This is a genomic window from Micromonospora sp. NPDC049171 (genome assembly GCF_040648275.1).
Classification (GTDB): domain Bacteria; phylum Actinomycetota; class Actinomycetes; order Mycobacteriales; family Micromonosporaceae; genus Micromonospora.
Map to the genome: position 1 here is coordinate 14,211 of NZ_JBEZDJ010000030.1, position 25,308 is coordinate 39,518.

The window sequence follows — 25,308 nt, forward strand, 5'->3', positions numbered from 1 at the left end:
TAGGCTTGTCGTCGTGCACCCCTCGTCCGGCTGGACGCGGGGCCGCCGTCGTGTGCGTCGACTCCCCTGGAAGGTTTCCCTTGCTCACCGGTCTGTTCTCCGCCGCCCTGGCCGACCCGGGGCTGACCCGCGCGCGTGACCTGGCGCGCTCCGGTGCCGCCCAGGTCGACGGCCTCGACATCACTGCTCCCGCCGCGCTGCGCCCGTTCGCCGTCGCGGCTGTCGCCGCGGACAACGAGGGTGCCGGGCGGCCGGTGCTCGCCGTGACCGCCACCACCCGCGAGGCCGACGACCTGGCCGCCGCGTTGGGTGGGTTGCTGCCCGCGGAGCAGGTGGTGGTCTTCCCATCCTGGGAGACGCTGCCGCACGAGCGGCTCTCCCCACGCTCGGACACGGTGGGTCGGCGGCTGGCTGTGCTGCGCCGGCTGGCACACCCGGAGGCGACCGACGCGCACGGCGGCACCGGGCCGCTGCGGGTGGTCGTGGCGCCGGTCCGTTCGCTGCTCCAACCGCAGCTCAAGGGGCTCGGTGACCTGGAGCCGGTGCAGCTCGCCGCAGGCGAGGAGGCGGACCTGGAGGAGGTCGCCCACCGACTGGTCGACATGGCGTACGCCCGGGTCGACCTGGTCACCAAGCGCGGCGAGTTCGCGGTGCGCGGCGGCATCCTGGACGTCTTCCCGCCCACCGACGAGCACCCGTCCCGGGTCGAGTTCTGGGGCGACGAGGTGGAGGAGATCCGCACCTTCGCCGTCGCCGACCAGCGGACCATCGAGCAGGTTCCGCTGCTCTGGGCACCGCCCTGCCGTGAGCTGCTGCTCACCCCGGCGGTCCGGGACCGGGCCGCCGCGCTCGCCGAGCAGCACCCCGAGCTGGCCGAGATCCTGGACAAGCTGGCCGAGGGCATCCCGGTCGAGGGCATGGAGTCGCTGGCGCCGGTGCTGGTCGGCCCCGACTCGCTGGAGCTGCTGCTCGACGCCATGCCGGCCGGCACCCACGTGCTGCTGTGCGATCCGGAGCGGATCCGCACGAGGGCGCACGATCTGGTGCGTACCTCGGAGGAGTTTTTGCAGGCCAGTTGGGCTGCCGCCGCGGTCGGCGGCCAGGCCCCGGTGGACGTCGGCGCCGCCGCCTTCCGCACCCTCGGCGAGGTGCGCGCCGCCGCCGGCAAGCTCGGCCAGCCGTGGTGGACGCTGTCCCCGTTCGGTCTGGTGGAGGGGGAGACCGCCGAGGCGCGGCAGCCCTGGGAGGACGCGCCGGAGCAGGCCACCGTCACCCCGGACGACGCCATCGCGGTGACCCTGTCCGCCCAGCCGGCCCCGCTCTACCACGGTGAGACCGCGCGGGTGGTCGACGACCTCAAGCGCTGGGCCGGCGAGGGCTGGTCGATCGCGCTGGTCTTCGAGGGGCACGGCCCGGCCCAGCGGGCGGTGGAGGTGCTGCGCGACGCCGGCCTGGGCGCGCGGTTGACCGAGGAGGTGCCGACCGCGCCCGTCCCGGGTGAGCTGGTGGTGACCTGTGGCGCGCTGAGCAGTGGGTTCGTCGACGAGGCGTCCCGCTTCGTGCTGCTCACCGGCAACGACGTGACAGGTGGTCGGGGCACCTCGACCCGGGACATGCGCAAGATGCCGAGCCGGCGACGCAACACCATCGACCCGCTGGAGCTCAAGGCCGGCGACCATGTGGTGCACGAGCAGCACGGCATCGGCCGCTACGTCGAGCTGGTGCAGCGCACCGTCAACGGCGCCAGCCGCGAATACCTGGTCATCGAGTACGCGGCCAGCAAGCGGGGCCAGCCCGGCGACCGCCTGTTCGTGCCGACCGACCAGCTCGACCAGCTCTCCCGCTACGTGGGCGGCGAGCAGCCGACCCTGCACAAGATGGGCGGCTCGGACTGGCAGAAGTCCAAGGCACGGGCCCGCAAGGCGGTCCGGGAGATCGCCGCGCAGCTCATCCAGCTGTACGCCGCGCGCAAGGCGTCCAAGGGCCACTCGTTCGGCCCGGACACCCCGTGGCAGCGCGAGCTGGAGGACGCCTTCCCCTGGCAGGAGACACCGGACCAGCTCGCCGCGATCGACGAGGTCAAGCGGGACATGGAGCAGACCGTGCCGATGGACCGGCTGATCTGCGGCGACGTCGGCTACGGCAAGACCGAGATCGCGGTACGGGCGGCGTTCAAGGCCGTGCAGGACGGCAAGCAGGTGGCGGTGCTGGTGCCGACGACGTTGCTGGTGCAGCAGCACTACAACACGTTCGCCGAGCGGATGAGCCAGTTCCCGGTGCAGATCCGGCAGCTGTCGCGGTTCCAGACCCCGAAGGAGACCGAGCGGACGCTGGAGATGGTCGCCGACGGCACCGTCGACATCGTGATCGGCACCCATCGGCTGTTGCAGACGGCCACCAGGTTCAAGCAGCTCGGGCTGGTGATCGTCGACGAGGAGCAGCGTTTCGGTGTCGAGCACAAGGAGCACCTGAAGACGCTGCGCGCGTCTGTCGACGTGCTGAGCATGTCGGCCACCCCGATCCCACGGACCCTGGAGATGGCGATCACCGGCATCCGGGAGATGTCCACGATCGCCACCCCGCCGGAGGAGCGGCACCCGGTGCTCACCTTCGTCGGCGCGCAGGACGACCGGCAGGTGGCCGCGTCCATCCACCGCGAGTTGCTGCGCGACGGGCAGGTCTTCTACCTGCACAACCGGGTCGAGTCGATCGACCGGGCGGCGCGGCGACTGCGGGAGTTGGTGCCGGAGGCGCGGGTCGCGGTGGCGCACGGCCAGATGGGTGAGGACGCCCTGGAGAAGGTCATGGTCGGCTTCTGGGAGAAGGAGTTCGACGTCCTGGTCTGCACCACGATCGTCGAGTCGGGCATCGACATCCCGAACGCCAACACGCTGATCGTGGAGCGTGCCGACCTGCTCGGCCTGGCCCAGTTGCACCAGATCCGTGGCCGGGTCGGCCGGGGCCGCGAGCGGGCGTACGCGTACTTCCTCTACCCGCCGGAGAAGCCGCTCACCGAGCACGCCCACGAGCGGCTGGCGACCATCGCCCAGCACACCGAGCTGGGCGCCGGCATGTACGTGGCGATGAAGGACCTGGAGATCCGGGGCGCCGGCAACCTGCTCGGCGGCGAGCAGTCCGGGCACATCGAGGGTGTCGGCTTCGACCTGTACGTGCGGATGGTCGGCGAGGCGGTCTCCGCGTTCAAGGGTGAGCGGTCGGAGGACGAGCCCGACGTCAAGATCGATCTGCCGATCGACGCGCACCTGCCGCACGACTACGTGAGCGTGGAGCGGCTGCGCCTGGAGATGTACCGCAAGTTGGCCGAGGCGCGCGACGAGGAGCGGCTGACCGAGGTGATCGCCGAGATGACCGACCGGTACGGCGAGCCGCCGGCACCCGTGCAGAACCTGGTGGAGGTGGCGCGGTTCCGCCTGCTGGCCCGCCGGTACGGCCTGACCGACGTGTCCATGCAGGGCAAGCACGTGCGGTTCGGCCCGCTGCCGTTGCCGGATTCCAAGCAGATGCGGCTCAAGCGCTACCACCCGGACGCCGTCTACAAGCAGGCCACCGACCAGGTCAGCGTGCCCCGCCCGAGCACCCGTCGGGTCGGTGGCGAGCCGTTGCGTGATCAGGCGCTGCTCCAGTGGTGCGCGCAGTTGCTCTCCGATGTGCTGGGTGCTCCCGCCCCGCTCGCCGTCGCGGCGGGCTGAGGCGGGAGCCAGCGTGCGGCGGGAGCCGGAGCCAGCGGGGGCGGGAGTCAACGTGCGGCGGGAGCCAGCGGGGGCGGGAGCCAGCGTGCGGCGGGTGCGGCGGAGGTCGGTGTGCGGTGGGGGCCGTCACCGCACGGACGTGGGCATGAGAGAGTGACGGGCATGCGTGCTCGCCGTGTGATCGCCGCCGCCAGCGTCGCGGCCCTGGGTGTCCTTTCCCTCGCTGCCTGCGGCAGGTCCGCGCCGGACGTCGCCGCGTATGTCGGTGACACCACCTATTCACTGGATCGGGTCGACGCGATCTACGCCGACGTGCAGGCGAAGTACGGCGAGACGGTCCGGCAGCAGGCGGTCCAGGCGGGTGCGACGCCGTCGCCGGAGCAGTTGCGCTCGAAGATCACTCGCCAGGACGTGGTCGACCTGCTGGTCAGCCTGGATCTGGGCAAGCGGGTCGTGGCGGCGAAGAACGTGCAGGTGCCCGACGAGATCACCCCGCAGCAGCTCGAACAGAACCTGCGGGTGCCGGCCACCACCGAGTACGCCACGCTCTGGGGCGAGTGGATCGACATGCTTCAGGTGCTCAACCAGCAGCTCCCGCCGGCCGAGCTGAGCGACGACTCGCTGATGGCCGTCTACAACGCCCTCGCGAAGGCCGGGGCGATCGACGGCGGCATGTCGGTGGCCGATGTCCGCAAGGCGTTCGGCGACGGTGGCTTCGTGCGCAGCGCCACCGCCCTCAGTGCCGCTCTGGAGGCGGAGGCCGATCTGGTCGACGTGTCGATCAACCCGCGCTACCGGGCGGTCGGGGTGCCGTCGGTGGTGAGTAACGGTCAGTCGCTGATCTTCTATTCGCTGCCGTTCATCAACGAGGACGGCCCGGTCACCGACATCTCCACCCCGGAGCCCGTGCGGTCTACCGCTGACCCGGACGCCGGCCCAGGCGCTGGCCCCGACGCCGGCCCGGGCACCGAGGGCACGGCCAGCTGAGCATGACGGCACGGATCGTCCTGCTGGTCACCTCACCCCGGCTCCCGGCCGGCCTGCTGACCTCCGCGGCCTGGGACGTCGTACGCCAGCACCCGGTGTTGACGGGTGCGGAGAGCGAGATGACCACCGCCGTGCGCCAGGCGGGCGCCGAGGTGACAGTTGTGGACGGTCCGGCGACGCAGCCGCTGCTGGATGCGGTGGCGACGCACGGCACGGTGGTGTGGCTGGCCGGCCCGGCGGGCGACGAGGCGCTGGCCCGGGAGTTGGGTCTGCGGCTGGCCCGGCAGCCGGGGCTGGCCGAGATGGAGCTGATGTACGGCTCGTGGGACCCGCCGGGCGCCCGGCTGCTCGACGCGGTGGCCGTGTTGGACCGGCTGGCCTCGCCGGGCGGTGACCCGTGGAAGAGGGCCCAGACGCACCGCAGCCTCGCGGGTTATCTGCTGGAGGAGAGCTACGAGGCGTACGACGCGATCAGCGCCGACGACACCGACGCGCTGCGCGAGGAGTTGGGCGACGTCCTGTTGCAGGTGGTCCTGCACGCGCGGCTCGCCGAGGAGTTGCCCGAGGACGAGCGGTGGAGCATCGACGACGTGGCGGGTGGCCTGGTCGACAAGATGATCCGGCGTAACCCGCACGTCTTCGCCGGGGCGGAGGCGGGCACCCTGGAGGAGATCACCGAGAACTGGGAGCGGATCAAGCGCGCGGAGAAAGCGCGGAGTTCGGCGCTGGACGGTGTGGCCCTGAGCCAGCCCGCGCTGGCCCTGGCCGCGCAGATCCTGGACCGCGCCGGTCGCCGAGGCATCGAGGTCCCACTCCCGGTGGCCGACGCCGAGGTGGCCGCCGAAGCGAGACTCGGCGCCAGCCTGCTGGCCGCGGTCGCGGCGGCCCGCGAGGCAGGAATCGACCCCGAAGCAGCCCTCCGCCGCACCACCCTCGCCCATGCCGAAACCATCCGCAAAACCGAACCCAAACCCAAACCCAACCCCCCACCCGCCGCCCCACCCCCACCCCCACCCGCCGCCCCACCCGCAGACCCACGTTGATCATGGAGTTATTGCCGCGACACGCCGAGGTGGATGGCAATAACTTCATGATCAACCGAGGTCAACGGGCCCGGTCGGTAGGGTGGGCCGGTGGAAGCGTTTGGGGTATTGGCTGAGCGGGTTGTCGAGGCTCTGCTGGAGTCGCGGCCGGGGGTTGCCACCTCGGCGGGGGATCACCGGTTCGACGACCGGCTGCCGGATCTCTCCGCCGACGCGCTCACGGCCGATCGGGCGATGCTCTCCGACGCGGCCAACGCGCTGTCCGAACTGGATCCGGACTCGCTCGACGTCGACGAGCAGGTCGACCACGCGCTGCTCACCTCATTCGTGGATCGGGAGCTGTTCGAGCTGACCGAGATCCGGTCGCACGAGTGGGATCCGTTGCGCCACAACCCCGGCCCACTGCTGCATCCGCTGCTCGCCCGCCCGTACGCCCCGGCGGAGGTGCGGCTGACCCAACTGGCCGGCCGGCTCGCCGCCGTACCTGACGCTCTCGCCACCGCCCGTGCGACGCTGCGGGACATGCCGCGGATCCACGCGGAGACGGCGGTCGGGCAGTTCACCGGCACGGCGGCGCTGATCCGCGACGAGCTGCCGGCGCTGCTCGCCCAGGCGCCGAGCCAGCTTGACCGGGTCGAGCCGGCGGCGACCGCGGCGATCGCCGCGCTTGAGGAGTTCGTCGCCTGGCTGCGGGCCGGCCTGGCCGCCGACACCGGCCCCGGCCGTGACCCGCGACTGGGCCGACGTCGCTGGGAGGCCCGCCTCTGGCACACCCTGGACACCGAGCTGGGCGCCGCCGAGATCCAGCGCCGCGCCTGGGCCAACCTGGACCGGGTCACCGCCGAGATCCGCGAGGCGGCCGTCGAGCTGGTCGGCGGTCGGGCCGACGACGCGGCGGTACGCCAGGCGCTGGACCTGCTCGCCGCCGAGCACCCGGACGACGCGACCATCGTCGAGCTGGCCGGCGTGACCCTGGACGACGCCACCGACTTCGTCCGCGCCCACGACCTGGTCACGCTCGTCGACGACACGTGCGTGATCCAGGAGATGCCGGAGTTCGCGCGTGGTGTGGCGGTGGCCTACTGCGACTCGCCCGGCCCGCTGGAGACCGCGGACGTGCCCACCTTCTACTGCATCTCGCCCACCCCGTCGGACTGGCCGGCGCACCGGGTCGAGTCGTTCTACCGCGAGTACAACGACCACATGATCAAGAATCTGACCGTGCACGAGGCGATGCCGGGGCACTTCCTCCAGCTCGCGCACGCCCGCCGCTACGTCGGCGGCACCCGGGTCCGGGCACTGGCCGAGTCCGGCCCGTTCATCGAGGGCTGGGCGGTGTACGCGGAGGAGCTGATGGTGGGGCTCGGTTTCGGCGGCCTGCCGGTGCGGTTGCAGCAGCTCAAGATGCAACTGCGGATGACCATCAACGCGCTGCTCGACCAGCTGGTGCACGCCGAGGACCTGTCCGAGGCCGAGGCGATGGCGTTGATGACCGGGCGCGGCTTCCAGGAGGAGGGCGAGGCGGCCGGCAAGTGGCGCCGTTCGTTGCTCACCTCCACCCAGCTCTCCACCTACTTCGTCGGCTACAGCGAGGTCGCCGAGATCGCCGCCGCCCGCCCGGACGGCGTGTCGGTCCGCGACTGGCACGACGCCATGCTCGCCCACGACTGCCCGCCCCCGCGCCACCTGAGAACCCTCCTGGCGATCTAGACCCGCCGCGCAGCGCGCGGGTCAGCGCCGCCGGGCGGTCACCGACGCGTCGATCAGCCAGCGCGAGATGGAGTACGCGGACGGCAGTTCCGCCGGCAGCGCGTCCAGGCCGAACCACCGAGCCTGGGTCAGTTCCTCGCCGTCGACCACTGGTTCGGCGTGCGGGTCCGCGGCACGGGCGGTGAACCCGGCGAGCAGCACACCGGGGCCGGAGATCGCCCACGGCTGACTGCCGAAGTAGGCCAGGTCGTCCACGGACAGCCGGACCTCCTCGCCAACCTCCCGGTGCACCGCCGCCTCCAGTGTCTCGCCAGCCTCGACGAAGCCAGCCACCAGTGCCCACAGCCCGGTCGGCCCGTTCGCGTGCCGGACCAGCAGCAGCTCGTCTGCGTGACCGACCGGGCCCGGCCGGGTGATCGCCACCAGCACCGCGGCGGAGAGCTGCATCGGCACGTACAGGTCGCAGTCGGGGCATCGTCGGGCGGTCTCGCCGGGCAGGTCGGTCAGCTCGGCACGGCAGGCACCGCACCACCGGTGGGTACGCCGCCACGTCAGCACCGCCAACGCCCGGCCGGCGAGCGTGGCGTGTGGCTCTGGCACCTCGGCGGCGAGCGAGGCCCAGCCGCGCGCCCGGCCGGGCAGACCGTCGGCGGTGGACAGGTCGGTGGCCCACGCGGGTGTGCCGTCGAGGGTGCCCAGCGGCACCCAGTCGGTGTCGGCGGGCAGGTCGACCACCCGCAGCGGTCGGCCGTCGGTGCCGGTCAGCAGCTTCGTCCCGGTCACCGGCAGGGCCAGGTCACCGGGGGCCGGCGGCCGGCTCCGGTCGGCCCCCGGCCGAAACCCGCCGGGCGGTGCGCTGGACGTGGGTCCGCTGGCGGGTGCGGTGGCCGCCGGCCCGTCGTGCGGTGCGCTGGATGAGGGTGCGGTGGCTGCCGGCCCGTCGTGCGGTGCCGCGGACGTGGCACCGCCGCGCCCTGGCGTGGGCCCAGCCGTCCGGTCGGTCACGAGCCGGCGGGGCGACGGTCCACGACACCGGCGCCGGTGGGCGGGTCGAACGCGCCCGTGTCGACGGTCGCGGAGTAACGGCTCAGCGCCAGGTCCATCGGCTTGCCGTCGACCGGCCCGACGAAGCTGCCGAGCACACCCTCGGTGGTCACGCAGGCGGTGAAGTCGCCGGACGAGCTCTGCACCTCGACGCAGGCGGCGTGGTGCCCCGCGACCGTGGTGTCGCTCTGCCTGATGACCGCCTGCGGGTCGAGCGCGGCGGCGGTCAGCAGCCCGACCACCACCGGCGGGGTGACGAGGCCCTGGCGGTTGGCCTCGCCGAAGAGTGTCACCGTGGGTTTGCTGCCCGGGGTGGGCGGGGCGAGCACCGTGCACTCGGGGCGGGCGCCGGTGGTCGTACACCTGGTGATGGCCTCCGGGGTGACGGTGAGTCGCCCGCCCGGGTAGGTGTACGCGGACCTGGCCGGGTCCTGCGCCTGCACGATGGCGGCGCGCTGGCCGCCCGGGAGTTGGTAGTCGGCTGAGTAGGTCAACTCCAGCGCCCGGTCGAGCCGGGCGGCGAGGTCGTTGACGAGTTCCGAGCGACCCATGGCGACACCGGCGTCCTCGAATGTCTGACAGCCGGTGACCGTGAGCGACGCGATGACCGACACGGCGAGCATGCGGAGAGTGGTCGAGGCGGCGGGCATGGCGACCAGCCTGGTGGATCTGGTCCGCGCAGCGCAAACCCGTTGCCGGTTGACGCCCGGAAATCCGGGAATGTCCGTCAACGCGGGGCGACTCGGGTGCGCGGGCGACGCCGTGCCCGTTCGCGCGGCCCGATACGCTGCGTTCAACACCTGCCTCAGCCGCACCGTCGCGGCCCACCCACGGACCGGATCACAACAACGAGGAGCGACTTAGTGGCAACCATCGAGGGAATCGTCGCCCGGGAGATTCTCGACTCGCGGGGCAACCCCACGGTCGAGGTCGAGGTCGGCCTGGACGACGGCACGGTCGCCCGCGCCGCCGTGCCCTCCGGCGCCTCCACCGGCGCCTTCGAGGCGATCGAGCTGCGCGACGGTGACGCCGACCGCTACCAGGGCAAGGGCGTGGAGAAGGCGGTCTCCAACGTCGAAGACAAGATCGTCGACCAGATCATCGGGTACGAGGCCAGCGAGCAGCGGCTGATCGACCAGAAGATGCTCGACATCGACGGCACCGACAGCAAGTCGGAGCTGGGCGCGAACGCCATCCTCGGGGTCTCCCTGGCGGTGGCGAAGGCCGCTGCCGGCAGCGCCGAGCTGAGCCTCTTCCGTTACCTGGGGGGCCCGAACGCCCACCTCCTGCCGGTGCCGATGATGAACATCCTCAACGGTGGCGCGCACGCCGACTCGAACGTCGACATCCAGGAGTTCATGGTCGCGCCGATCGGTGCGCCCACCTTCCGGGAGGCGCTGCGCTCGGGCGCCGAGGTCTACCACGCGCTGAAGTCGGTGCTGAAGAAGAAGGGCCTGTCGACCGGGCTCGGCGACGAGGGTGGCTTCGCGCCGAACCTGCCGACCAACGCGGCAGCCCTGGACCTGATCGCCGAGGCGGTCGAGAAGGCCGGTTACCGGCTCGGCACCGACATCGTGTTCGCGCTCGACGTGGCGGCCACGGAGTTCTTCGACAACGGCACCTACACGTTCGAGGGTGCCGCGAAGTCCGCCGAGGAGATGAGCAACTACTACACCAAGCTGGCCGGTGACTACCCGATCGTGTCGATCGAGGACCCGCTGGCGGAGGACGACTGGAGTGGTTGGCAGACGCTGACCGCCTCGATCGGCGACCGGGTGCAGATCGTCGGTGACGACCTGTTCGTGACCAACCCGCAGCGCATCGCCCGGGGCATCGCGGAGAAGTCGGCGAACGCGGTCCTGGTCAAGGTCAACCAGATCGGTTCGCTGACCGAGACCCTGGACGCGGTGGACCTGGCGCACCGGGCCGGTTTCAAGTGCATGATGAGCCACCGCTCCGGCGAGACCGAGGACACCACCATCGCCGACCTGGCGGTGGCCACCGGCTGCGGTCAGATCAAGACCGGCGCTCCGGCCCGCTCGGACCGCGTCGCGAAGTACAACCAGTTGCTCCGGATCGAGGAGGAGCTGGCCGACGCGGCGCGCTACGCCGGCGCCGGCGCGTTCCCGCGCTACCGTTCGGCCTGAGCACGGGAAGCCTCGGGGGAGGGGTGTGACGATGCAGCAGCGCCGCACACCGGGTGGTCAGCGTCCCACCCGCCGGCCGGGTCAGTCCGGCCGGCCGGGTGGTGGCCGGGCCACGCGGGGATCGGTCCGCGAGGCCGGCGTACGCGCCGAGCCGCGCGGCACCGCTGGTCGGGCTCCGGGCGCGTCCCGGGGCGCCGACGGCGTGCGCTCCGCGAATCGTCCGGCCGCCGCTCGGCGTACCGCCGCCGGTGGTTCCGTCAAGCGGCTCGCCGCACCCCACCCCCGTCGCTTCACCGGTCGGGCCACCGTGCTCTTCGCGGTCCTGATCGCGCTCGCGCTGGCCTACACGTACCCGGTCCGGGTCTACCTGGACCAGCAGGCCGACATCGAGCGGATGGAGGCGGCCCAGGAGGCGCAGGAGGCGGAGATCGCCAAGCTCGCCGCCGAGGCCGCCAACTGGAACGACGAGGAGTACATCAAGACGCAGGCCCGGGAGCGGTTCTTCATGGGCTCCCCGGGCGAGAAGATGATGGTGGTGCTGCACGACGCGGAGGGTGCCGCCCGGGACGCCGGGAAGTCGGCCGGAGCGGCCGCCCCGACCGGGCCGGTGACCTGGTATGACACGCTCTGGTCGAGCGTGCGGGCGGCGGACAGCCAGCAACCGGGTAAGTGATCCACCGACCAGCGCACCAGGAGAGATGGGCACCGTGACTGTCGTACCACCGTCGAAGCCGGCGGCGGATTCCGTACCTCCGCCGCAGCGCGAGCCGGCCACCGAGGCCGACCTGGCCGCGGTGGCCGCGCAGCTCGGCCGCACGCCCCGGGGCACCCGGGCGGTGGCCCACCGGTGCCCGTGCGGGCTCCCGGACGTGGTGGAGACGACTCCCCGTCTCTCCGACGGCACGCCATTCCCGACGCTCTACTACCTGACCTGTCCCCGGGCCACGGCGGCGTGCAGCCGGCTGGAGTCGGCGGGGCTGATGAAGGAGATGGCGGACCGGCTGACGACGGATCCCGAGTTGGCCGCCCACTACCGTGCCGCGCACGAGGACTACCTCGCCCGCCGCGAGGCCATCGGCGAGGTGTCGGAGATCGCCGGTATCTCGGCCGGCGGGATGCCGGGCCGGGTGAAGTGCCTGCACGTGCACCTGGGGCACGCGCTGGGTGCCGGCCCCGGCGTCAACCCGTTCGGTGACGAGACGTTGGAGCTGGTCGAGCCCTGGTGGGCGGCCGGTCCGTGCGTGGACGTCCCGGCGGGCGAATGAGCGCGCCGGCCGGGTCCTCGGCACCCGAGAGTCAGATCGTGGTGCGGCGGGCCCGCACCGGGGACGTGCGGGGCATCCGGCGGCTCGTCGACACCTACACCAACGACCGGCGGCTGCTGAGCAAGGCGACGGTCACCCTCTACGAGCAGGTGCAGGAGTTCCGGGTGGCGGTCCACCCCTCCGACGGCACGGTGGTGGGCTGCGGCGCGCTGCACGTCATGTGGGAGGACCTGGCCGAGATCCGCACGGTCGCGGTGGATCCGGTCTGTCGGGGCCGGCGCATCGGGCACCGACTGGTCGGCGAGTTGATCGACGCGGCCCGGGAGTTGGGGGTGGCCCGGATCTTCGTGCTCACCTTCGAGACGCAGTTCTTCGGCGCGTTCGGTTTCCAGGAGATCGACGGCGCACCGGTGCCGCAACCGGTGTACGAGCAGCTGCTGCGCTCGTACGACGAGGGTGTCGCGGAGTTCCTGGACCTGGAGCGGGTCAAGCCGAACACGCTGGGCAACACCCGGATGCTGCTGCGCCTGTAGGTCAGGCCTTGCGGGGGTGCGCGGCGAAGAACTCCCACATCAGGTCGGTGGCCGACAGCCCCGCGGAGGAGGCGGCGAGCGACCCGATCGTCGCCCCCGGCCAACTGTGGCCCATCTCGGGCAGGGTGTAGACGCTGACCTCGCTGCCGTTCGCGCAGCTCGCCACCGTGTGCGTCACGCCCGGCACCCCGGACGCCTTCGGGCTCGGCCGGCAGGAGAGCCGCTGCTGCCAGGTCTTGATGCCGGTCTGGAACGTCGAGGCGTACTGGTCCTGGCCGCCGATGAAGGTGATCACGGAGACCGGGCTCTTCGGCACGTAACTCTCGGCCGTGGTCAGTTTTCCGCTGTACCCACCGCTGACCACCCCGATCGCGGCGAACGTGCCGGTGCTCTCCACCGCCGCCCGGAAGCTCATGTCGCCGCCGTTCGAGATGCCGGTGAGGAAGACCCGGTTCGGGTCCGCGTGCCAGGTCCGCACCAGGTGGTCGGTGAGGGCGGTGAGGAAGCCGACGTCGTCCGCGCTGCCGCAGCAGACCAGCGCGTTGAAGCCGCCGCTCACCCCGTCGGGGTAGGCCACCAGCACGTTGTCCTTGTCGGCCTTCGCGTCCAGGCCGGCCAGCTCCTGGATGCCGGTGGCGCTGCCGGGATAGAAGTGCAGCGCGATGACCAGCGCGGGCGACCGGCTCGGGTCGTACCCGGATGGTGCGTGCAGCAGGTAGGTGCGGTCCTGGCCGTTGTGGCTCAGGGTGAGGTCGTGGTCGCCTGCGGTCAGGGGTTCGCTGGACGCGGAGGGCGGGGCCGGCGCGGGCCGCCCCCGCTCACCGCAAGCCGCAACCATGACAATGAGGCAGAGCCCCGTTAACACCGCCATCACTCGCCGCACTTCGGCCACCCCCCGTAGACCTGCGGTCCACTCTGGAGGCGGCCCGCTCACCGATCAACCCTTTCGGCCCTGGGCGAAGGGAGGCAGGCTGTCCCTCATGCTTCGTCTCCACCTCGGGCCGGCCGACCTCTGCCGGGTGCGGTTCGCCGACCGGCTGCACCCGGTCGGCACCGCACTGCTGGCTGGCCAGTGGCTGCGGGACCCGACGGTCGCGGCGATGGCACCGACGTTGGCCGAGCGGGCGGCGGCGGTGGAGGGCACGGGCGACGCGCAGGCTGCCACCGCGACGCTGCGGCACCTGCTGCCCGCCCGGGGGCGGCTGCCGGACTTCGTCACCCCACTGTCCGGCCTGGAGTCGGTCGAGGCCGGCCTGGACGCGATTCGGGCCACCCCCGCGGAGCGGATCCGCGTCGAGACCATCGAGGCGTACGCGCAGGTGGCCACTTCCCCGCTGCGGCGGCGGTTCGCGGCTGCCGATCCGGAGGTGTTGGACCTGTTCGGCGGGGCCGTCCGCACCTGGTTCGAGGCGGTCCTGGCACCGCTCTGGCCGGATCTGACGTCCGCGTACCGCCAGCAGGTGACCTGTGCCAGCCAACGGCTGGCGCAGCATGGCCTGGACGGCCTCCTCGCGGGGTTGCACCCGGCGATCCGGTGGCGGGAGCCGGTGCTGGAGGTGCGGACGTGGTGGAGTGGGGAGCTGCCCGGCACCGGCCACGGGCTGATCCTGCTGCCCTCCCCGCTGGCCGGACCCCGCCCCCGGGTGCTGGTGCAGCCCGGTCACCCGATCCTGCTCGTCTATCCGACGGTGCTGCCCACGCTCGGGGCCACCACCGAGGGCGATTCCCTCGGTCGGCTGCTCGGCGCCACCCGGGCGCTGGTGCTGCGCCGGCTGGCGAACGAGGGCGGGATGACCACCACCGTGCTGTCGCGCGCCGTCGGGATCAGCCTCTCCTCGGCCTCGGAACACGCCACCGCGCTGCGCTCTGCCGGGCTGGTGGCCAGCGAACGCGAGGGCGGGGCGGTTCGGCACCACCTGACCGCGCTCGGCGCGGAGTTGTCGAGCGGCTCGTCCGGCGGCTCGGCCATCCGGCAAGCGGCGGGGCGCCCGCCCGTCCTGCCGTAAGGTTGCTGCCGTGACGACGCGTGTGGCGGCCATCGACTGCGGGACCAACTCGATCCGACTGCTCGTCGCCGACCTGCCCGAGGAGTCCACCGGGTCGCCGGCGCCGCTTGTCGACCTGACCCGGCGGATGGAGATCGTCCGGCTCGGCCAGGGTGTGGACCGCACCGGCCGGTTGGCGCCGGAGGCGATCGAACGGACCCGAGTGGCGCTGTCGTCGTACGCGGCGGACATCGAGAAGCTGGGCGCACAGCGGGTTCGCATGTGTGCCACCTCGGCCTCCCGGGACGCCGCCAACGCCGACGACTTCACCGAGATGGTGCGGAGCACCCTCGGCGTCGCGCCCGAGGTCGTCACCGGCGACGAGGAGGCCCGGCTGTCGTTCACCGGCGCGGTGCGCGGCCTGCCGGCCGACGCGAAGGAGCCGTTCCTGGTCGTCGACATCGGTGGCGGCTCGACCGAGTTCGTGGTCGGTGACCGGGCCGACGGCGTGCGCGCGGCGATCTCCGTGGACATCGGTTGTGTCCGGATGACCGAGCGGCACCTGCCCGGCGACCCGCCGACGTCCGAGCAGGTCGCGGCGGCGCAGGCCGACATCGCGGCGGCGGTGGACCGGGCGCTCGCCGTGGTGCCCGGCCGCGAGGCGGCCACCCTGGTCGGCCTCGCCGGGTCGGTCACCACCGTGGTCGCCATCGCCCAGGGCCTGCGGGAGTACGACCCGGAGCGCATCCACCACGCCCGGGTGTCGTACGAGGCGGTGGCCCGGGTGACCGCGGATCTGCTGGGCCAGACCCGTGCGCAGCGGTTGGCGATTCCGGTGATGCACCCGGGCCGGGCCGACGTGATCGGCGCGGGCGCCCTCGTGCTCCGCGTGATCATGGAGCGGGCCGGGATGCCGTCGGTGGTCGCCTCCGAGCACGACATCCTCGACGGCATCGCCTGGAGTCTCCAGCCAGCCACCTGATCAACTCGTCCTCGTTGAAGTCGCGGTGTCCGGGTCGCCGGGACGCCCCGGTTTCCTGAAAGCCGAGTCGATCACGCCCGCTCGCGCCCCGCGTGTCGGGGCGAGATCATTGACGGTACTTCGCAATGCACAGTAGTGTGCATTGCGTGGACACCACACAGTTGCTGAAGGGCGTGCTCGACATGGCCGTCCTGGCCGTGCTCCGGGAGGAGGACGGTTACGGTTACGACATCCTGCGCCGGTTGCGTGAGGCCGGCCTGGAAGAGGTCGGAGACGCCTCGGTCTACGGGACGCTGCGCCGCCTCTTCGCCGCCGGCCTGCTCACCACCTACGTGGTGCCGAGCGAATCCGGGCCGCACCGCAAGTACTACTCACTCAACGCCGCGGGGCGTGACCAGTTGACCCGCTCCGGCAAGCTCTGGCGCTCGTTCGCCACCACAATGGACACTCTGCTCGACGATCGGGGGTTGGCGGCATGACCGTCACGGAGCAGGAGATCACCGACTACGTGGCGCGGGTCCGGGCCGCCCTTGCCGACCTGCCGCCCACGCAACGCGACGAGCTGACCGAGGATCTTGCTGACCACCTCACCGAGGTCGCCGCCGAGGCCGAGGGCACCCTCGTCGAGCGGCTGGGCGAGCCCGAGACGTACGCGGCCGAGCTGCGCGCCGCGGCCGGTGCCGCACCGGGCGGCGGTGGGCGCAACCTCGACCAGCGGGTCGCCGCCGCGCTGGTCCGGGCCCGCGGCCGGCTGAGCGCGATCGACACCCGGCTCGGTCCACCCCTGGGGTACGCGCACGCCAGCGACTTCCTCCGCCTGCTGCGCCCCGGCTGGTGGGTGCTGCGCGGCTACCTGGCGGCGATGCTGGTCAGCGTGGTCAGCAGCGGCGGCGGCATTGGTCTGCTGCCCCGCTTCGGTGGCGAGCTGCTGGCTGGCCTGTTCATGCTGGTCGGCTTCGTCCTCGCCTCGATCTGGCTCGGTCGCCGCTCCGCCCGGCTGACCCGCTGGCCACGATCGGTCGTGCAGGTGGGCAGCGCGGTGCTGGTGGTCTTCGCGCTCGTCGGGCTTGTCGACGCCGAGAATCGGCACGGCAACGACTACTACTACGACCAGACCTCGGTCGACAGCCAGTACAGCCGGGTCCGGGACGTCTTCGTCTACGACGGTGAGGGCCGGCTGGTGGAGAACGCCCGGCTCTTCGACCAGGACGGCAATCCGATCCGCCTCGGCTACCCGGACTGTGAGGGTCCGGTCAACGATTACGGAGCCCCGCTGCTGCGGCCGTACCCGTACTGCGTGGGCCGGGCGCCCTTCGGCCCTCGCGGTCCGGCCGGGTCCAACCCCAACCTGGCGCCGCCCGCGTTCAGCTCGCCGCCGGCGGATCCGACCACCACCCCGACGGCGGACCCGACTCGCACGCCGACCAGCACGCCGACGGCAGGCGGTACGGCGACCGACGAGCCCTCGGCGGACCCGACCGCGACACCGGCCGGCACGCCGAGCCCCACCCCGACGAGCTGAGTGACGGTGTGAACTGGATCATGCGGGCGACTGTGGGAAATAACTGAACGGACGAGGCGGGCGGGACGACACCGGAAATCAATGATCGTTACGGTGTCGTCTGCTCATCCACCCCTCGGAAGGAACCCCCGTGCCAGAGCAGGTCGCAACGCCCCCCGCCTCCGATGGTGCACCAGCTGAGCCGGCCGTCGAGACGCCCCAGCCGGCCGAGCCGCAGGCGGGGGTGTCGCGTCCCGCCGAGCCGAAGTCGACCGGGTCGGAGCTGACCGGGTCGGAGCTGACCGAGTCGGGTCCGACCGAGCCGGAGTCGACCGAGCCGAAGTCGGAGCCGAAGCTGGAGTCGAAGTCGACCGAGCCGCGTGCGGCCGGGTCGGAGTCGGAGGAGTCGAAGTCGGCGTCGGCGTCGGCCGAGCCGAAGTCGGCCGAGCCGGAGTCACCCGAGTCGCAAGCGGCCGAGCCGAAGTCGGCCGAGCCGCGTGCGGCCGAGGCGGAGTCGACCGGGTCGGAGTCGGGCGAGCCGGAGGCTGCTGAGCCGGAGGCGAAGAAGTTCGGTGCGGTGAAGGCCCTCGGCATCGTGGGCGCGATCCTCGCGGTACTCGTCGTCGCCGGCCTGAAGTTCGGCGTCGTCTCGGCGATCGGCAACCTGGTCAACAGGGACGAGACGGCGGACGCCAAGGCCGGTGACTGCATCGCCAAGCTGCCCGAGGTCACCGGCACCAAGCAGGAGAAGGTCACCAACGCCAGGATCGTCGAGTGCACCTCCACCGAGGCGGCGTACAACGTGGTCGGTCGGGTCGACGACCAGACCGAGGCCCAGGCCAAGGCCCCCACCGCCTGCGAGCAGTTCTTCAAGCCGGGCGAAGAGGGGTACATCTACTCCAGCATCAAGCCCGGCAAGACGGGCTACGTGCTCTGCCTGACCAAGAAGGCCTGACCGCGGCGGTAGATCAGCATTGACGGCGGCGGGAGCCTACCCGCCGCCGTCGGCGTACCCGCGGTCATCGGCGGGCGAACGGGAGGTGAATGCCACTGTTCCGGCGTCTTCCCGGGGGGCGGCGCGGCATGGCAGGCTACCGGCACTAGGACCACTGGGCGACCAGCCAACGATGACTGACCGCTAGGAGGACGGCCCATGGGCGAAATGGTGACCTACCGCAGCAACGGGGGTACGAGCGAGGGGTATCTCGCGATACCCGCCAGTGGCATGGCCAGCCCCGCCGTCATCGTCATCCAGGAGTGGTGGGGCCTGGTTCCGCACATCCGGTCGGTCGCGGAGCGGTTCGCCGACGCCGGGTTCGTCGCCCTCGCCCCGGACTTCTACCACGGTGAGACGACAAGCGAGCCGGACGAGGCGCAGCGGTTGCTGATGGCGATGCGGATGGACGAGGCGGCGAAGGACATCGCCGGCGCGGCCGACTATCTCGCCGGGCGGCCGGAGGTCACCGGCAAGGTCGGCGCCGTGGGCTTCTGCGCCGGTGGCAGCCTCGCCCTCTGGTCGGCCACCATCTCCGAGCGGATCGTCGCCACCGTCGGCTTCTATCCCGTGCTGCCGTGGGAGTCGATGCGCCCCGACTGGGCCGACTACGCCGGCAAGGCCGCGGTCATCCACTGCTCCGAAGAGGACGGCACCTCGGCCACCGAGGGCGTGCAGACCGCCCGCCGGGCCATCGAGGAGGCCGGCGGCGACTGCCACCTCTACGACTATCCGGGCACCTCGCACGCCTTCTTCAACGACGACCGTCCGGAGGCGTTCGACCAGCGCGCCGCGTCCAGCGCCTGGGCCCGCACCCTGGAACTCTTCCGGGCCAAGCTTGGCTGAGTCGCGTACCCCCGAGCAGGTGGTCGCCCGCGCGGCGCGGGCGACCGACCTGGCCGACCTGGACGCGGCGGTGAGCGACTGTTTCGCCTGCCCCCGGTTGGTCCAGTGGCGGGAGGAGGTGGCCCGCACCCGCCGGGCCGCCTTCCGCGACCAGGAGTACTGGGGTCGACCGGTGCCGGGCTTCGGCACCGGCGACGCGCGGATCGCCATTCTCGGGCTGGCGCCCGCCGCGCACGGCGGCAACCGCACGGGCCGGATCTTCACCGGTGACCGGTCCGGTGACGTGTTGTTCGCCGCGTTGCACCGGGCCGGGCTGGCCAACCAGCCGACAAGTGTCGCCGCCGACGACGGGCTCACCCTGCGGGACCTGCGGATCTTCTCGGCCGTGCGGTGTGCGCCGCCGGACAACAAACCGACCCCGCCGGAACGGGACACCTGCGCACCCTGGCTGCACCGCGAGGTCACCCTCATCCGGCCCACGCTGCGTGTCGTCGTCGCGCTTGGCGCGTTCGCCTGGGCCGCGTGGTGGCCGGTGCTTCGCCAGGTGTACGGGCAGCGCCCGCCCAGCCCGCGACCGGCGTTCGGTCATGGGGCACACTGGTCCGGCACGGACGCTCCGGACTTGCTGGGCTGCTACCACGTCAGCCAGCAGAACACCTTCACCGGGCGGCTGACACCAGGGATGCTGGACGACGTCTTCGACCAGGCTAAGCAGCTGGCCGGGGTGGACTGAGACACGCGTGGGGCGGTGGCGATGACAGACCGGACACAGCCCCCCACGCCGTTCGCGGCTGCCGAGCCGGGGGTGTTGCGCCCGGCACTCGGCCTGCTTCGCCGGTGGTGGCCGGTCGCCGCGATCGCCGCACTGCTCGCTGGTGCCGCGTTGGCGTCCGCCCACTCGTCGATCGGGGCCAGCCGGATCCCGCCGGCCGCGGACAACGTTCCGTGGGTGCCCGAGTACCCGACCGCCGAGCCGTCACCGTCCATTCGGGTCGAGCCGCGTGATGCCGGTGAGGCCACCCAGGCACACATACCGGAGTGGATCGCCAAGGTGGCGATGGTCCTGCTCGGGCTGGCCATCCTCGCCGCCCTCGGTTACCTGACCTGGGTGCTGATCCGGGGCGCACTGCGCCGCACCACCCGGTCCCTGCCGGCGCAGCGGGCCCGGCGTACCGCCGAGGGCACCGCCCGCGAGGTGGCCGCCGCCCTCGACGCGGGCCTGGTGGAACTCGACGACCGGGACACCGATCCCCGGGTGGCGGTGATCGCCTGCTGGGTGCGCCTGGAGGAGGCCGCCGCCGCGGCCGGTGTGCCACGGCTCGCCGGGGACACCCCCACCGACCTGGTCAGCCGGCTGCTGCGCGGCGACCCGGCGGCCGGTGTTCCGGCGATCGTCAGCGCCGACGTGCTGGCCGAGTTCGCGCACGTCTACCGGGAGGCCCGCTACGCGACCCGACCGGTCGACGAACGCACCCGCGACCAGGCCCGCGCCGCACTTCGCCGGCTGCGCGGAGAGCTCACGGTGGTGACCCCATGAGCAGCAGCACCAGCATCGACGACCTGCTCGCGTTCGAGGAGGAGGCCGCGCCCAGAGGCCCGCAGGAGCCCCGTTCCCGGACCGGGCCGGTGGTGCGCGCGATCGCGTGGGCCGCCGCGGTGGTCGCGGTGCTGCTCGTCGGCCTGCGCGCGGTCGGCCTCCAGGTCTCGCTGCCGGTGCTCATCGCCGGGGTGCTCGCCGTGCTGGCGATCCGCAGGGTCACCGCCCTGCTCGCGCCGCCACCTCCGCCACCGGCGGGTGGCCGGGCCGGGACGGGTGACGACGACGGCAGCTACAACTGGGGCGCCCGGGACGCGTTGCGCACCGCGATCAACCGCTGGGAATGGCCCCTGGACTGGTCCATGACCCGACCCGAACGTTTCACCGGGGTGGTCCTGCCCCGGATCGGCGAACTGGCCGACGAGCGGATGCGCCTGAAGCACGGCGTCACCCGCGAGTCGGATCCGGCCCGCGCCCGTGTCCTGCTGGGTGACCGGCTGTGGACGTTCCTGGAGACCCCGCCTCACCGCACCCCGTCGCCGCGCGACCTCGCGGTGATCGTCGCCGAACTGGAGAAAATCTGATGAACGACGTGGACCGGAGCATTGCCCCCGCCGAGGTTGGTCACCTGGCTCGGGCGGTCCTGGACGCGGTCGGCACCGTCGTGGTCGGCAAACGGGACGCGTTGGAGCTGGTCCTCGCCGGCATCCTGGCGGGCGGTCACGTGTTGCTCGAAGATCTGCCGGGGCTGGGCAAGACGCTCACCGCACGCTCGTTCGCCCAGGCGTTGGGCCTGGACTTCCGCCGGTTGCAGTTCACCCCCGACCTGCTCCCCGCCGACGTCACCGGCTCGTTCCTCTACGACCAGCGCAACGGCGACTTCACCTTCCGGGCCGGGCCGGTCTTCACCAACCTGCTGCTCGCCGACGAGATCAACCGGACGCCGCCGAAGACCCAGTCCGCGCTGCTGGAGGCGATGCAGGAGAAGCAGGTCTCGGTGGAGGGCGTGACCTACAAGCTGGACGAACCGTTCCACGTGCTGGCCACCGCCAACCCCATCGAGTACGAGGGCACGTACCCGCTGCCCGAGGCGCAGCTGGACCGTTTCCTGCTGCGGGTCTCCTTCGGTTATCCGCAGCACGAGGAGGAGTGGGAGGTGCTCCGCCGCCGGATGAGCCGTCGCCGCGAGGAGGCGGACATCAAGGCGGTGGTCGATGCGGCCACGCTGCGGGCCATGCAGGCCGCCCTGGAGGACGTGGTGGTGGAGGACTCCATCGGTCGCTACATCGTGTCCCTCACCGCGGCCACCCGTGAGCACCCGTCGGTGCTGGTCGGTGCCTCGCCTCGCGGCTCGCTGGCGCTCCTGCTGCTGGCCCGGGTCCGCGCGGTGTTCGGCGGACGGGACTACGTGGTGCCGGAGGACGTCAAGGAGGTGGCGGCTCCCGCGCTGGCCCACCGGATCACCCTGCGCCCGGAGATGTGGTTGCGCCGGGTCGACCCGGCGTTCGTGGTCGGTGAGGTGCTGGAGTCCACTCCCGCCCCGGCGAGTGGCGCGCTGCCCAGCTACGCCGCGGGCGGGCCTCGGCACTGATGACCGGACCGACCGTGCCGATGGCCACCGAGCCGGAACCGGCTGCCGGCTGGGCACCCACCCGGGCGCTCGGTCGGGCGGTGCTGCTCGCCGGCCTGCTGCTGGTGGCGGGCGTGCTGCTGGGCCGGGTCGACCTGATCGTGCTGGCCGCCCCGTTGGCGCTGGGCACCGCGTACGCGCTGCGTCGGCGGCCCACCGCGCTGCCGCAGGTGTGGGTCACCCAGGGTGAGGGCGGGCCGCTCGTCGAGGGCGGCGACGTGACGGCGGCGGTGAGCGTCGGCAACCCGGACACGGTCGACTACGACCTGGTGGTGGTGCGTTCCCGCGTGTCGCCGTGGCTGCGCATCGTCCGGGCCGGCTTCGCCCGCAACGATGCCGTCGAGGATGCGCCGCCGAGCACCACTGCGGCGACCGGTGCGACGGTTCCGGCCAACACGCGCCGTTCCGTGGCCGACCGGCCGTTCGTGACGTCGGTGCCCACCGGCGCCGTGGTGGACCTCGAACTGGCCGGCAACGCCCTGCGCTGGGGCCGGCATCCGGTGGGTCCGGCCGGTGCCCGGGTCGCCACGGCGGGCGGCCTGCTGGTCTCCCGGGCGGTGATCACCGAGCCGGTCCGGGTGCGGGTCTACCCGCGTACCGAGCCGTTCGAGGCGGTCGAGGCGATGCCCCGCGCCGCCGGCCTGGTCGGGGCGCACCACTCCCGCCGGCCCGGCGAGGGCGGCGAGTTGGCCGGCGTACGGCGCTTCGGCCCCGGGGACCGGCTGCGTCGCATCGACTGGCGGGTGTCGTTGCGGGCCCGGCAGTTGCACGTGGCCGCCACGCTCTCCGACCGCGACGCCGAGGTGGTGGTGTTGCTCGACGTGCTCGCCGAGGCCGGCCGCTCCGGCGGGGTGAGTGGCGCCGCCTCGGTGCTGGACACCACAGTCCGGGCCACTGCCGCGATCGCCGAGCACTACCTGCACCGCGGCGACCGGGTGTCGCTGCTGGAGTACGGGCCGGCAGCTCGCCGGCTGCGTCCGGCCGCCGGGCGTCGGCAGTACCTGACCGTCCTGGAGTGGCTGCTCGACGTCCGGGTCCACCCGTCCTCGCACGAGCCGTACGACCAGGTCTTCGGTCCGCAACTGCTCTCCTCGGACGCGTTGGTGGTGGTGCTGACTCCACTACTGGACGAACGGTCGGCGCAGATGCTCGCCCGGCTGGCCCGCGCCGGGCGGTTCGTGGTGGCCGTCGACACCCTGCCGACCGATCTGCCGTCGCCGAAGGACCGGGGCTGGGCCGAGGTGGCGTACCGGCTGTGGCGCCTGGATCGTGACGTCATGATCGGGCAGCTCCGGGAGCACGGCGTACCGGTGGTGCGTTGGGCCGGTGCCGGCAGCCTGGACCTGGTGTTGCGGGACGTGGCCCGGTTGGCGACCGCTCCGAGGGTTGGTGGCAGATGATCGACGTGGTGACCGGGCGGGCTCGGGCCGCCAAGAACGCCGTGGCCCGCGTCAGCGTCGCCCCGCTGCTGGTTCGGGCCGGGATCTTCGTCATCGTGTTTGCCGGGTTCGCCCTGGCCTTTCCCGCCGAGGTGCTGTCCGGTCGGCCGCTCCTCTTCCTGGCGGTCGCCGCACTGTTGCCCGCCTTCGGTCCGCGCCGGATCTGGGCGACCTTCACGGCCCTGGTCACCGTCGGCGGCTGGCTGCTGGCCACCGACGGGTACGGCCGCCCGGTCGCCCTCTGGCGACTGCTCGCCGTCGCCGCCCTGCTCTACCTGGGGCACACCCTCTGCGCGCTCGCCGCACTGCTGCCCTACGACGCGGTGGTGGACCCCGAGTTGATCACCCGGTGGTTGCTGCGGGCGGCTGCCGTCCTGCTGGGCAGCGCGGTGCTGGGGGTGCTCTTGTTGCAGGCCGCTGGCATGGGTGGGGACAGCGGCTACCAGTGGGTGACACTGCTGGGGCTGGTGGTGGCGGTGGGGACCGCAGGGCTACTGGGCTGGCTCCTGCGGCGCCGGTGACCACTGCGACAGGAGGGTTACGCAGGTCACATGGGTTGTGCTCCGTCACAGATGGGGGGCGCGAGCGGGATTACCCGAGCCGGCCGGGGAATGATAGACAACGTGAATCCGAAGCGGATCCTTGTGGTTGGTGCCGGGCACGTCGGTCTCTACGCGGCGCTGCGCCTGTCGAAGAAGCTCAGCTCCCGTGAGGCTGAGGTCATGGTGGTGGACCCCCAGCCACACATGACCTATCAGCCGTTCCTGCCGGAGGCCGCGGCGGGCAACATCTCCCCACGGCACTCCGTGGTGCCGCTGCGCCGCGAGTTGAAGCGGTGCAAGATGGTGGCCGGCACGGTCACGCGGATCGAGCACGACCGCAAGGTGGCCACCGTCCAGCCGATCAGCGGCCCGGCCCGGGAGATCCCGTACGACCACGTGGTCGTCGCCCCGGGGTCGGTCTCCCGCACCCTGCCGATTCCCGGCCTGCACGAGCAGGGCATCGGGTTCAAGACCATCGGCGAGGCGATCTACCTGCGCAACCACGTACTGGACCGGCTCGACGTGGCGGCCGCCACGCCGGATCCGGACGTCCGCCGTTCCGCGCTGACCTTCACCTTCGTCGGCGGTGGGTACGCCGGCATCGAGGCGCTCGCCGAGATGGAGGACATGGCTCGCGACGCCCTGCGCTACTACCCGGAGCTGAAGCAGGACGAGGTGCGCTGGGTGCTGGTCGAGGCGACCCAGCGGGTGCTGCCCGAGGTCGACCGGGACATGGGCGCGTACACCGTCCAGCAGCTGCTGAAGCGCAACATGGACATCCGGCTGGACACCCGGCTCGAGTCCTGCGTCGACGGGCTGGTCAAGCTCTCCGACGGGGACAGCTTCCGGTCCGACACGATCGTCTGGACGGCCGGCGTGAAGCCGTCGCCGATGCTGGACGCGACGGACTTCCCCCGCGACGACCGTCGGCGGATCACCTGCCTGCCCACTCTCCAGGTGGTCGACGGCGACCGGTTGGTCGAGGGCGCGTGGAGCGCCGGCGACTGCGCCGCTGTGCCGGACCTCACCAAGGAGCCGGGTAACTTCTGCTCGCCGAGCGCGCAGCACGCGGTGCGTCAGGCCGCCAAGATGGCCGACAACATCGTGGCCGTGATCCGTGGCCGCGAGCCGGTCAACTACAAGCACAAGCACGTGGGCAGCGTCGCGAGCCTCGGCCTGCACAAGGGCGTCGCCCAGGTGTACGGGATCAAGATGACCGGATGGCCGGCCTGGGTCATGCACCGGACGTACCACATGAGCCGGATCCCGTCGTTCAACCGCAAGGTCCGGGTCGTGGTGGACTGGTCGCTGGCGTTCTTCCTCAAGCGTGAGGTGGTCGCCCTGGGGCAGCTGCACGACCCGCGCGAGGAGTTCGTCGAGGCGTCCCAGCCGGTCGGCGCCCCCCGCGTCTGA

General features: G+C 72.2%; 24 protein-coding genes. 21 read left to right on the forward strand and 3 right to left on the reverse strand.

The annotated features are described in order from the left end of the window. Nucleotides 1-80 precede the first annotated feature (80 nt). The 4 genes from mfd to AB0B14_RS30415 all read left to right on the forward strand — a co-directional run bounded on the left by mfd (nt 81) and on the right by AB0B14_RS30415 (nt 7,450). Entirely contained in the window at nt 81-3,710 is a 3,630-nt protein-coding gene (gene mfd, locus AB0B14_RS30400) for a transcription-repair coupling factor (protein ID WP_357076583.1), read from the forward strand. A gap of 162 nt (nt 3,711-3,872) precedes the next feature. Beyond that, entirely contained in the window at nt 3,873-4,697 is an 825-nt protein-coding gene (locus tag AB0B14_RS30405) for a hypothetical protein (protein WP_357525545.1), read from the forward strand. A gap of 2 nt (nt 4,698-4,699) precedes the next feature. Next, a complete protein-coding gene (locus AB0B14_RS30410; protein WP_357525547.1) occupies nt 4,700-5,740 on the forward strand; it encodes a nucleoside triphosphate pyrophosphohydrolase in 1,041 nt (346 codons plus the stop codon). A 90-nt stretch (nt 5,741-5,830) separates the two neighbouring features. After that, complete coding sequence (locus AB0B14_RS30415) at nt 5,831-7,450, forward strand: DUF885 domain-containing protein (protein ID WP_357525549.1); 1,620 nt, start codon at nt 5,831-5,833, stop codon at nt 7,448-7,450. Nucleotides 7,451-7,471: 21 nt separating this feature from the next. On the opposite strand, the gene nudC is transcribed toward AB0B14_RS30415, so the two are convergent. Further along, the gene (gene nudC / locus AB0B14_RS30420; RefSeq protein WP_357525551.1) at nt 7,472-8,455 is read right to left on the reverse strand and encodes an NAD(+) diphosphatase; all 984 of its coding nucleotides are present in this window, start codon (nt 8,453-8,455) and stop codon (nt 7,472-7,474) included. Beyond that, nucleotides 8,452-9,144: a hypothetical protein gene (locus AB0B14_RS30425; protein WP_357078888.1), complete on the reverse strand. Its 693-nt coding sequence runs from the start codon at nt 9,142-9,144 to the stop codon at nt 8,452-8,454. The genes nudC and AB0B14_RS30425 overlap by 4 nt, the downstream gene beginning before the upstream one ends. 213 nt (nt 9,145-9,357) lie before the next feature. On the opposite strand from AB0B14_RS30425, the gene eno reads away from it, so the two are divergent. The 4 genes from eno to AB0B14_RS30445 are packed head-to-tail and all read left to right on the forward strand — an operon-like array spanning nt 9,358 to nt 12,439. Next, nucleotides 9,358-10,641 carry a phosphopyruvate hydratase gene (eno, locus tag AB0B14_RS30430; RefSeq protein ID WP_184181511.1) on the forward strand — a complete coding sequence of 428 codons (1,284 nt, stop codon included), beginning with the start codon at nt 9,358-9,360 and terminating at the stop codon, nt 10,639-10,641. 31 nt (nt 10,642-10,672) lie between these two features. Further along, nucleotides 10,673-11,314, forward strand: coding sequence for a septum formation initiator family protein (locus AB0B14_RS30435; protein ID WP_357078893.1), 642 nt, complete (start codon nt 10,673-10,675; stop codon nt 11,312-11,314). A gap of 34 nt (nt 11,315-11,348) precedes the next feature. Further along, nucleotides 11,349-11,906 carry a DUF501 domain-containing protein gene (locus tag AB0B14_RS30440; RefSeq protein ID WP_357078896.1) on the forward strand — a complete coding sequence of 186 codons (558 nt, stop codon included), beginning with the start codon at nt 11,349-11,351 and terminating at the stop codon, nt 11,904-11,906. Next, the gene (locus tag AB0B14_RS30445) at nt 11,903-12,439 is read left to right on the forward strand and encodes an amino-acid N-acetyltransferase (protein WP_357078899.1); all 537 of its coding nucleotides are present in this window, start codon (nt 11,903-11,905) and stop codon (nt 12,437-12,439) included. Before AB0B14_RS30440 ends, AB0B14_RS30445 begins: the two co-directional genes overlap by 4 nt. A gap of 1 nt (nt 12,440) precedes the next feature. Here AB0B14_RS30445 and AB0B14_RS30450 read toward each other — a convergent pair whose 3' ends face one another. Further along, nucleotides 12,441-13,277: a PHB depolymerase family esterase gene (locus tag AB0B14_RS30450; protein WP_357525553.1), complete on the reverse strand. Its 837-nt coding sequence runs from the start codon at nt 13,275-13,277 to the stop codon at nt 12,441-12,443. A gap of 142 nt (nt 13,278-13,419) precedes the next feature. Here AB0B14_RS30450 and AB0B14_RS30455 point away from each other — a divergent pair, with 142 nt between their 5' ends. From AB0B14_RS30455 to AB0B14_RS30515, 13 genes are all read left to right on the forward strand, one after another. Next, the gene (locus AB0B14_RS30455) at nt 13,420-14,445 is read left to right on the forward strand and encodes a helix-turn-helix transcriptional regulator (protein WP_357525555.1); all 1,026 of its coding nucleotides are present in this window, start codon (nt 13,420-13,422) and stop codon (nt 14,443-14,445) included. A 22-nt stretch (nt 14,446-14,467) separates the two neighbouring features. Beyond that, nucleotides 14,468-15,406, forward strand: a complete 939-nt coding sequence (locus AB0B14_RS30460; RefSeq protein WP_357079087.1) for a Ppx/GppA phosphatase family protein — start codon at nt 14,468-14,470, stop codon at nt 15,404-15,406. Between the two features lie 146 nt (nt 15,407-15,552). Further along, nucleotides 15,553-15,885: a PadR family transcriptional regulator gene (locus AB0B14_RS30465; protein ID WP_357078910.1), complete on the forward strand. Its 333-nt coding sequence runs from the start codon at nt 15,553-15,555 to the stop codon at nt 15,883-15,885. Next, on the forward strand, nt 15,882-16,928 hold the full coding sequence (locus AB0B14_RS30470) for a hypothetical protein (protein WP_357078913.1): 1,047 nt from the start codon (nt 15,882-15,884) through the stop codon (nt 16,926-16,928). Before AB0B14_RS30465 ends, AB0B14_RS30470 begins: the two co-directional genes overlap by 4 nt. Before the next feature lie 130 nt (nt 16,929-17,058). After that, nucleotides 17,059-17,862: a hypothetical protein gene (locus AB0B14_RS30475; RefSeq protein WP_357525557.1), complete on the forward strand. Its 804-nt coding sequence runs from the start codon at nt 17,059-17,061 to the stop codon at nt 17,860-17,862. 198 nt (nt 17,863-18,060) lie between these two features. Further along, nucleotides 18,061-18,747 (forward strand): dienelactone hydrolase family protein, encoded by a 687-nt coding sequence (locus AB0B14_RS30480; RefSeq protein WP_357078919.1) that lies wholly within the window; start codon nt 18,061-18,063, stop codon nt 18,745-18,747. A gap of 19 nt (nt 18,748-18,766) precedes the next feature. Next, the gene (locus tag AB0B14_RS30485) at nt 18,767-19,480 is read left to right on the forward strand and encodes a uracil-DNA glycosylase (protein WP_357525609.1); all 714 of its coding nucleotides are present in this window, start codon (nt 18,767-18,769) and stop codon (nt 19,478-19,480) included. A gap of 21 nt (nt 19,481-19,501) precedes the next feature. Further along, nucleotides 19,502-20,284, forward strand: a complete 783-nt coding sequence (locus AB0B14_RS30490) for a DUF4129 domain-containing protein (RefSeq protein ID WP_357525559.1) — start codon at nt 19,502-19,504, stop codon at nt 20,282-20,284. Next, entirely contained in the window at nt 20,281-20,868 is a 588-nt protein-coding gene (locus AB0B14_RS30495; protein WP_357525562.1) for a hypothetical protein, read from the forward strand. The genes AB0B14_RS30490 and AB0B14_RS30495 overlap by 4 nt, the downstream gene beginning before the upstream one ends. Further along, nucleotides 20,868-21,875 carry a MoxR family ATPase gene (locus AB0B14_RS30500; RefSeq protein WP_357078927.1) on the forward strand — a complete coding sequence of 336 codons (1,008 nt, stop codon included), beginning with the start codon at nt 20,868-20,870 and terminating at the stop codon, nt 21,873-21,875. Before AB0B14_RS30495 ends, AB0B14_RS30500 begins: the two co-directional genes overlap by 1 nt. Further along, entirely contained in the window at nt 21,875-23,314 is a 1,440-nt protein-coding gene (locus AB0B14_RS30505; protein WP_357525564.1) for a DUF58 domain-containing protein, read from the forward strand. The genes AB0B14_RS30500 and AB0B14_RS30505 overlap by 1 nt, the downstream gene beginning before the upstream one ends. Further along, a complete protein-coding gene (locus AB0B14_RS30510) occupies nt 23,311-23,874 on the forward strand; it encodes a hypothetical protein (protein ID WP_357078933.1) in 564 nt (187 codons plus the stop codon). The genes AB0B14_RS30505 and AB0B14_RS30510 overlap by 4 nt, the downstream gene beginning before the upstream one ends. 102 nt (nt 23,875-23,976) lie before the next feature. Beyond that, nucleotides 23,977-25,308, forward strand: coding sequence for an NAD(P)/FAD-dependent oxidoreductase (locus AB0B14_RS30515; protein ID WP_357078936.1), 1,332 nt, complete (start codon nt 23,977-23,979; stop codon nt 25,306-25,308).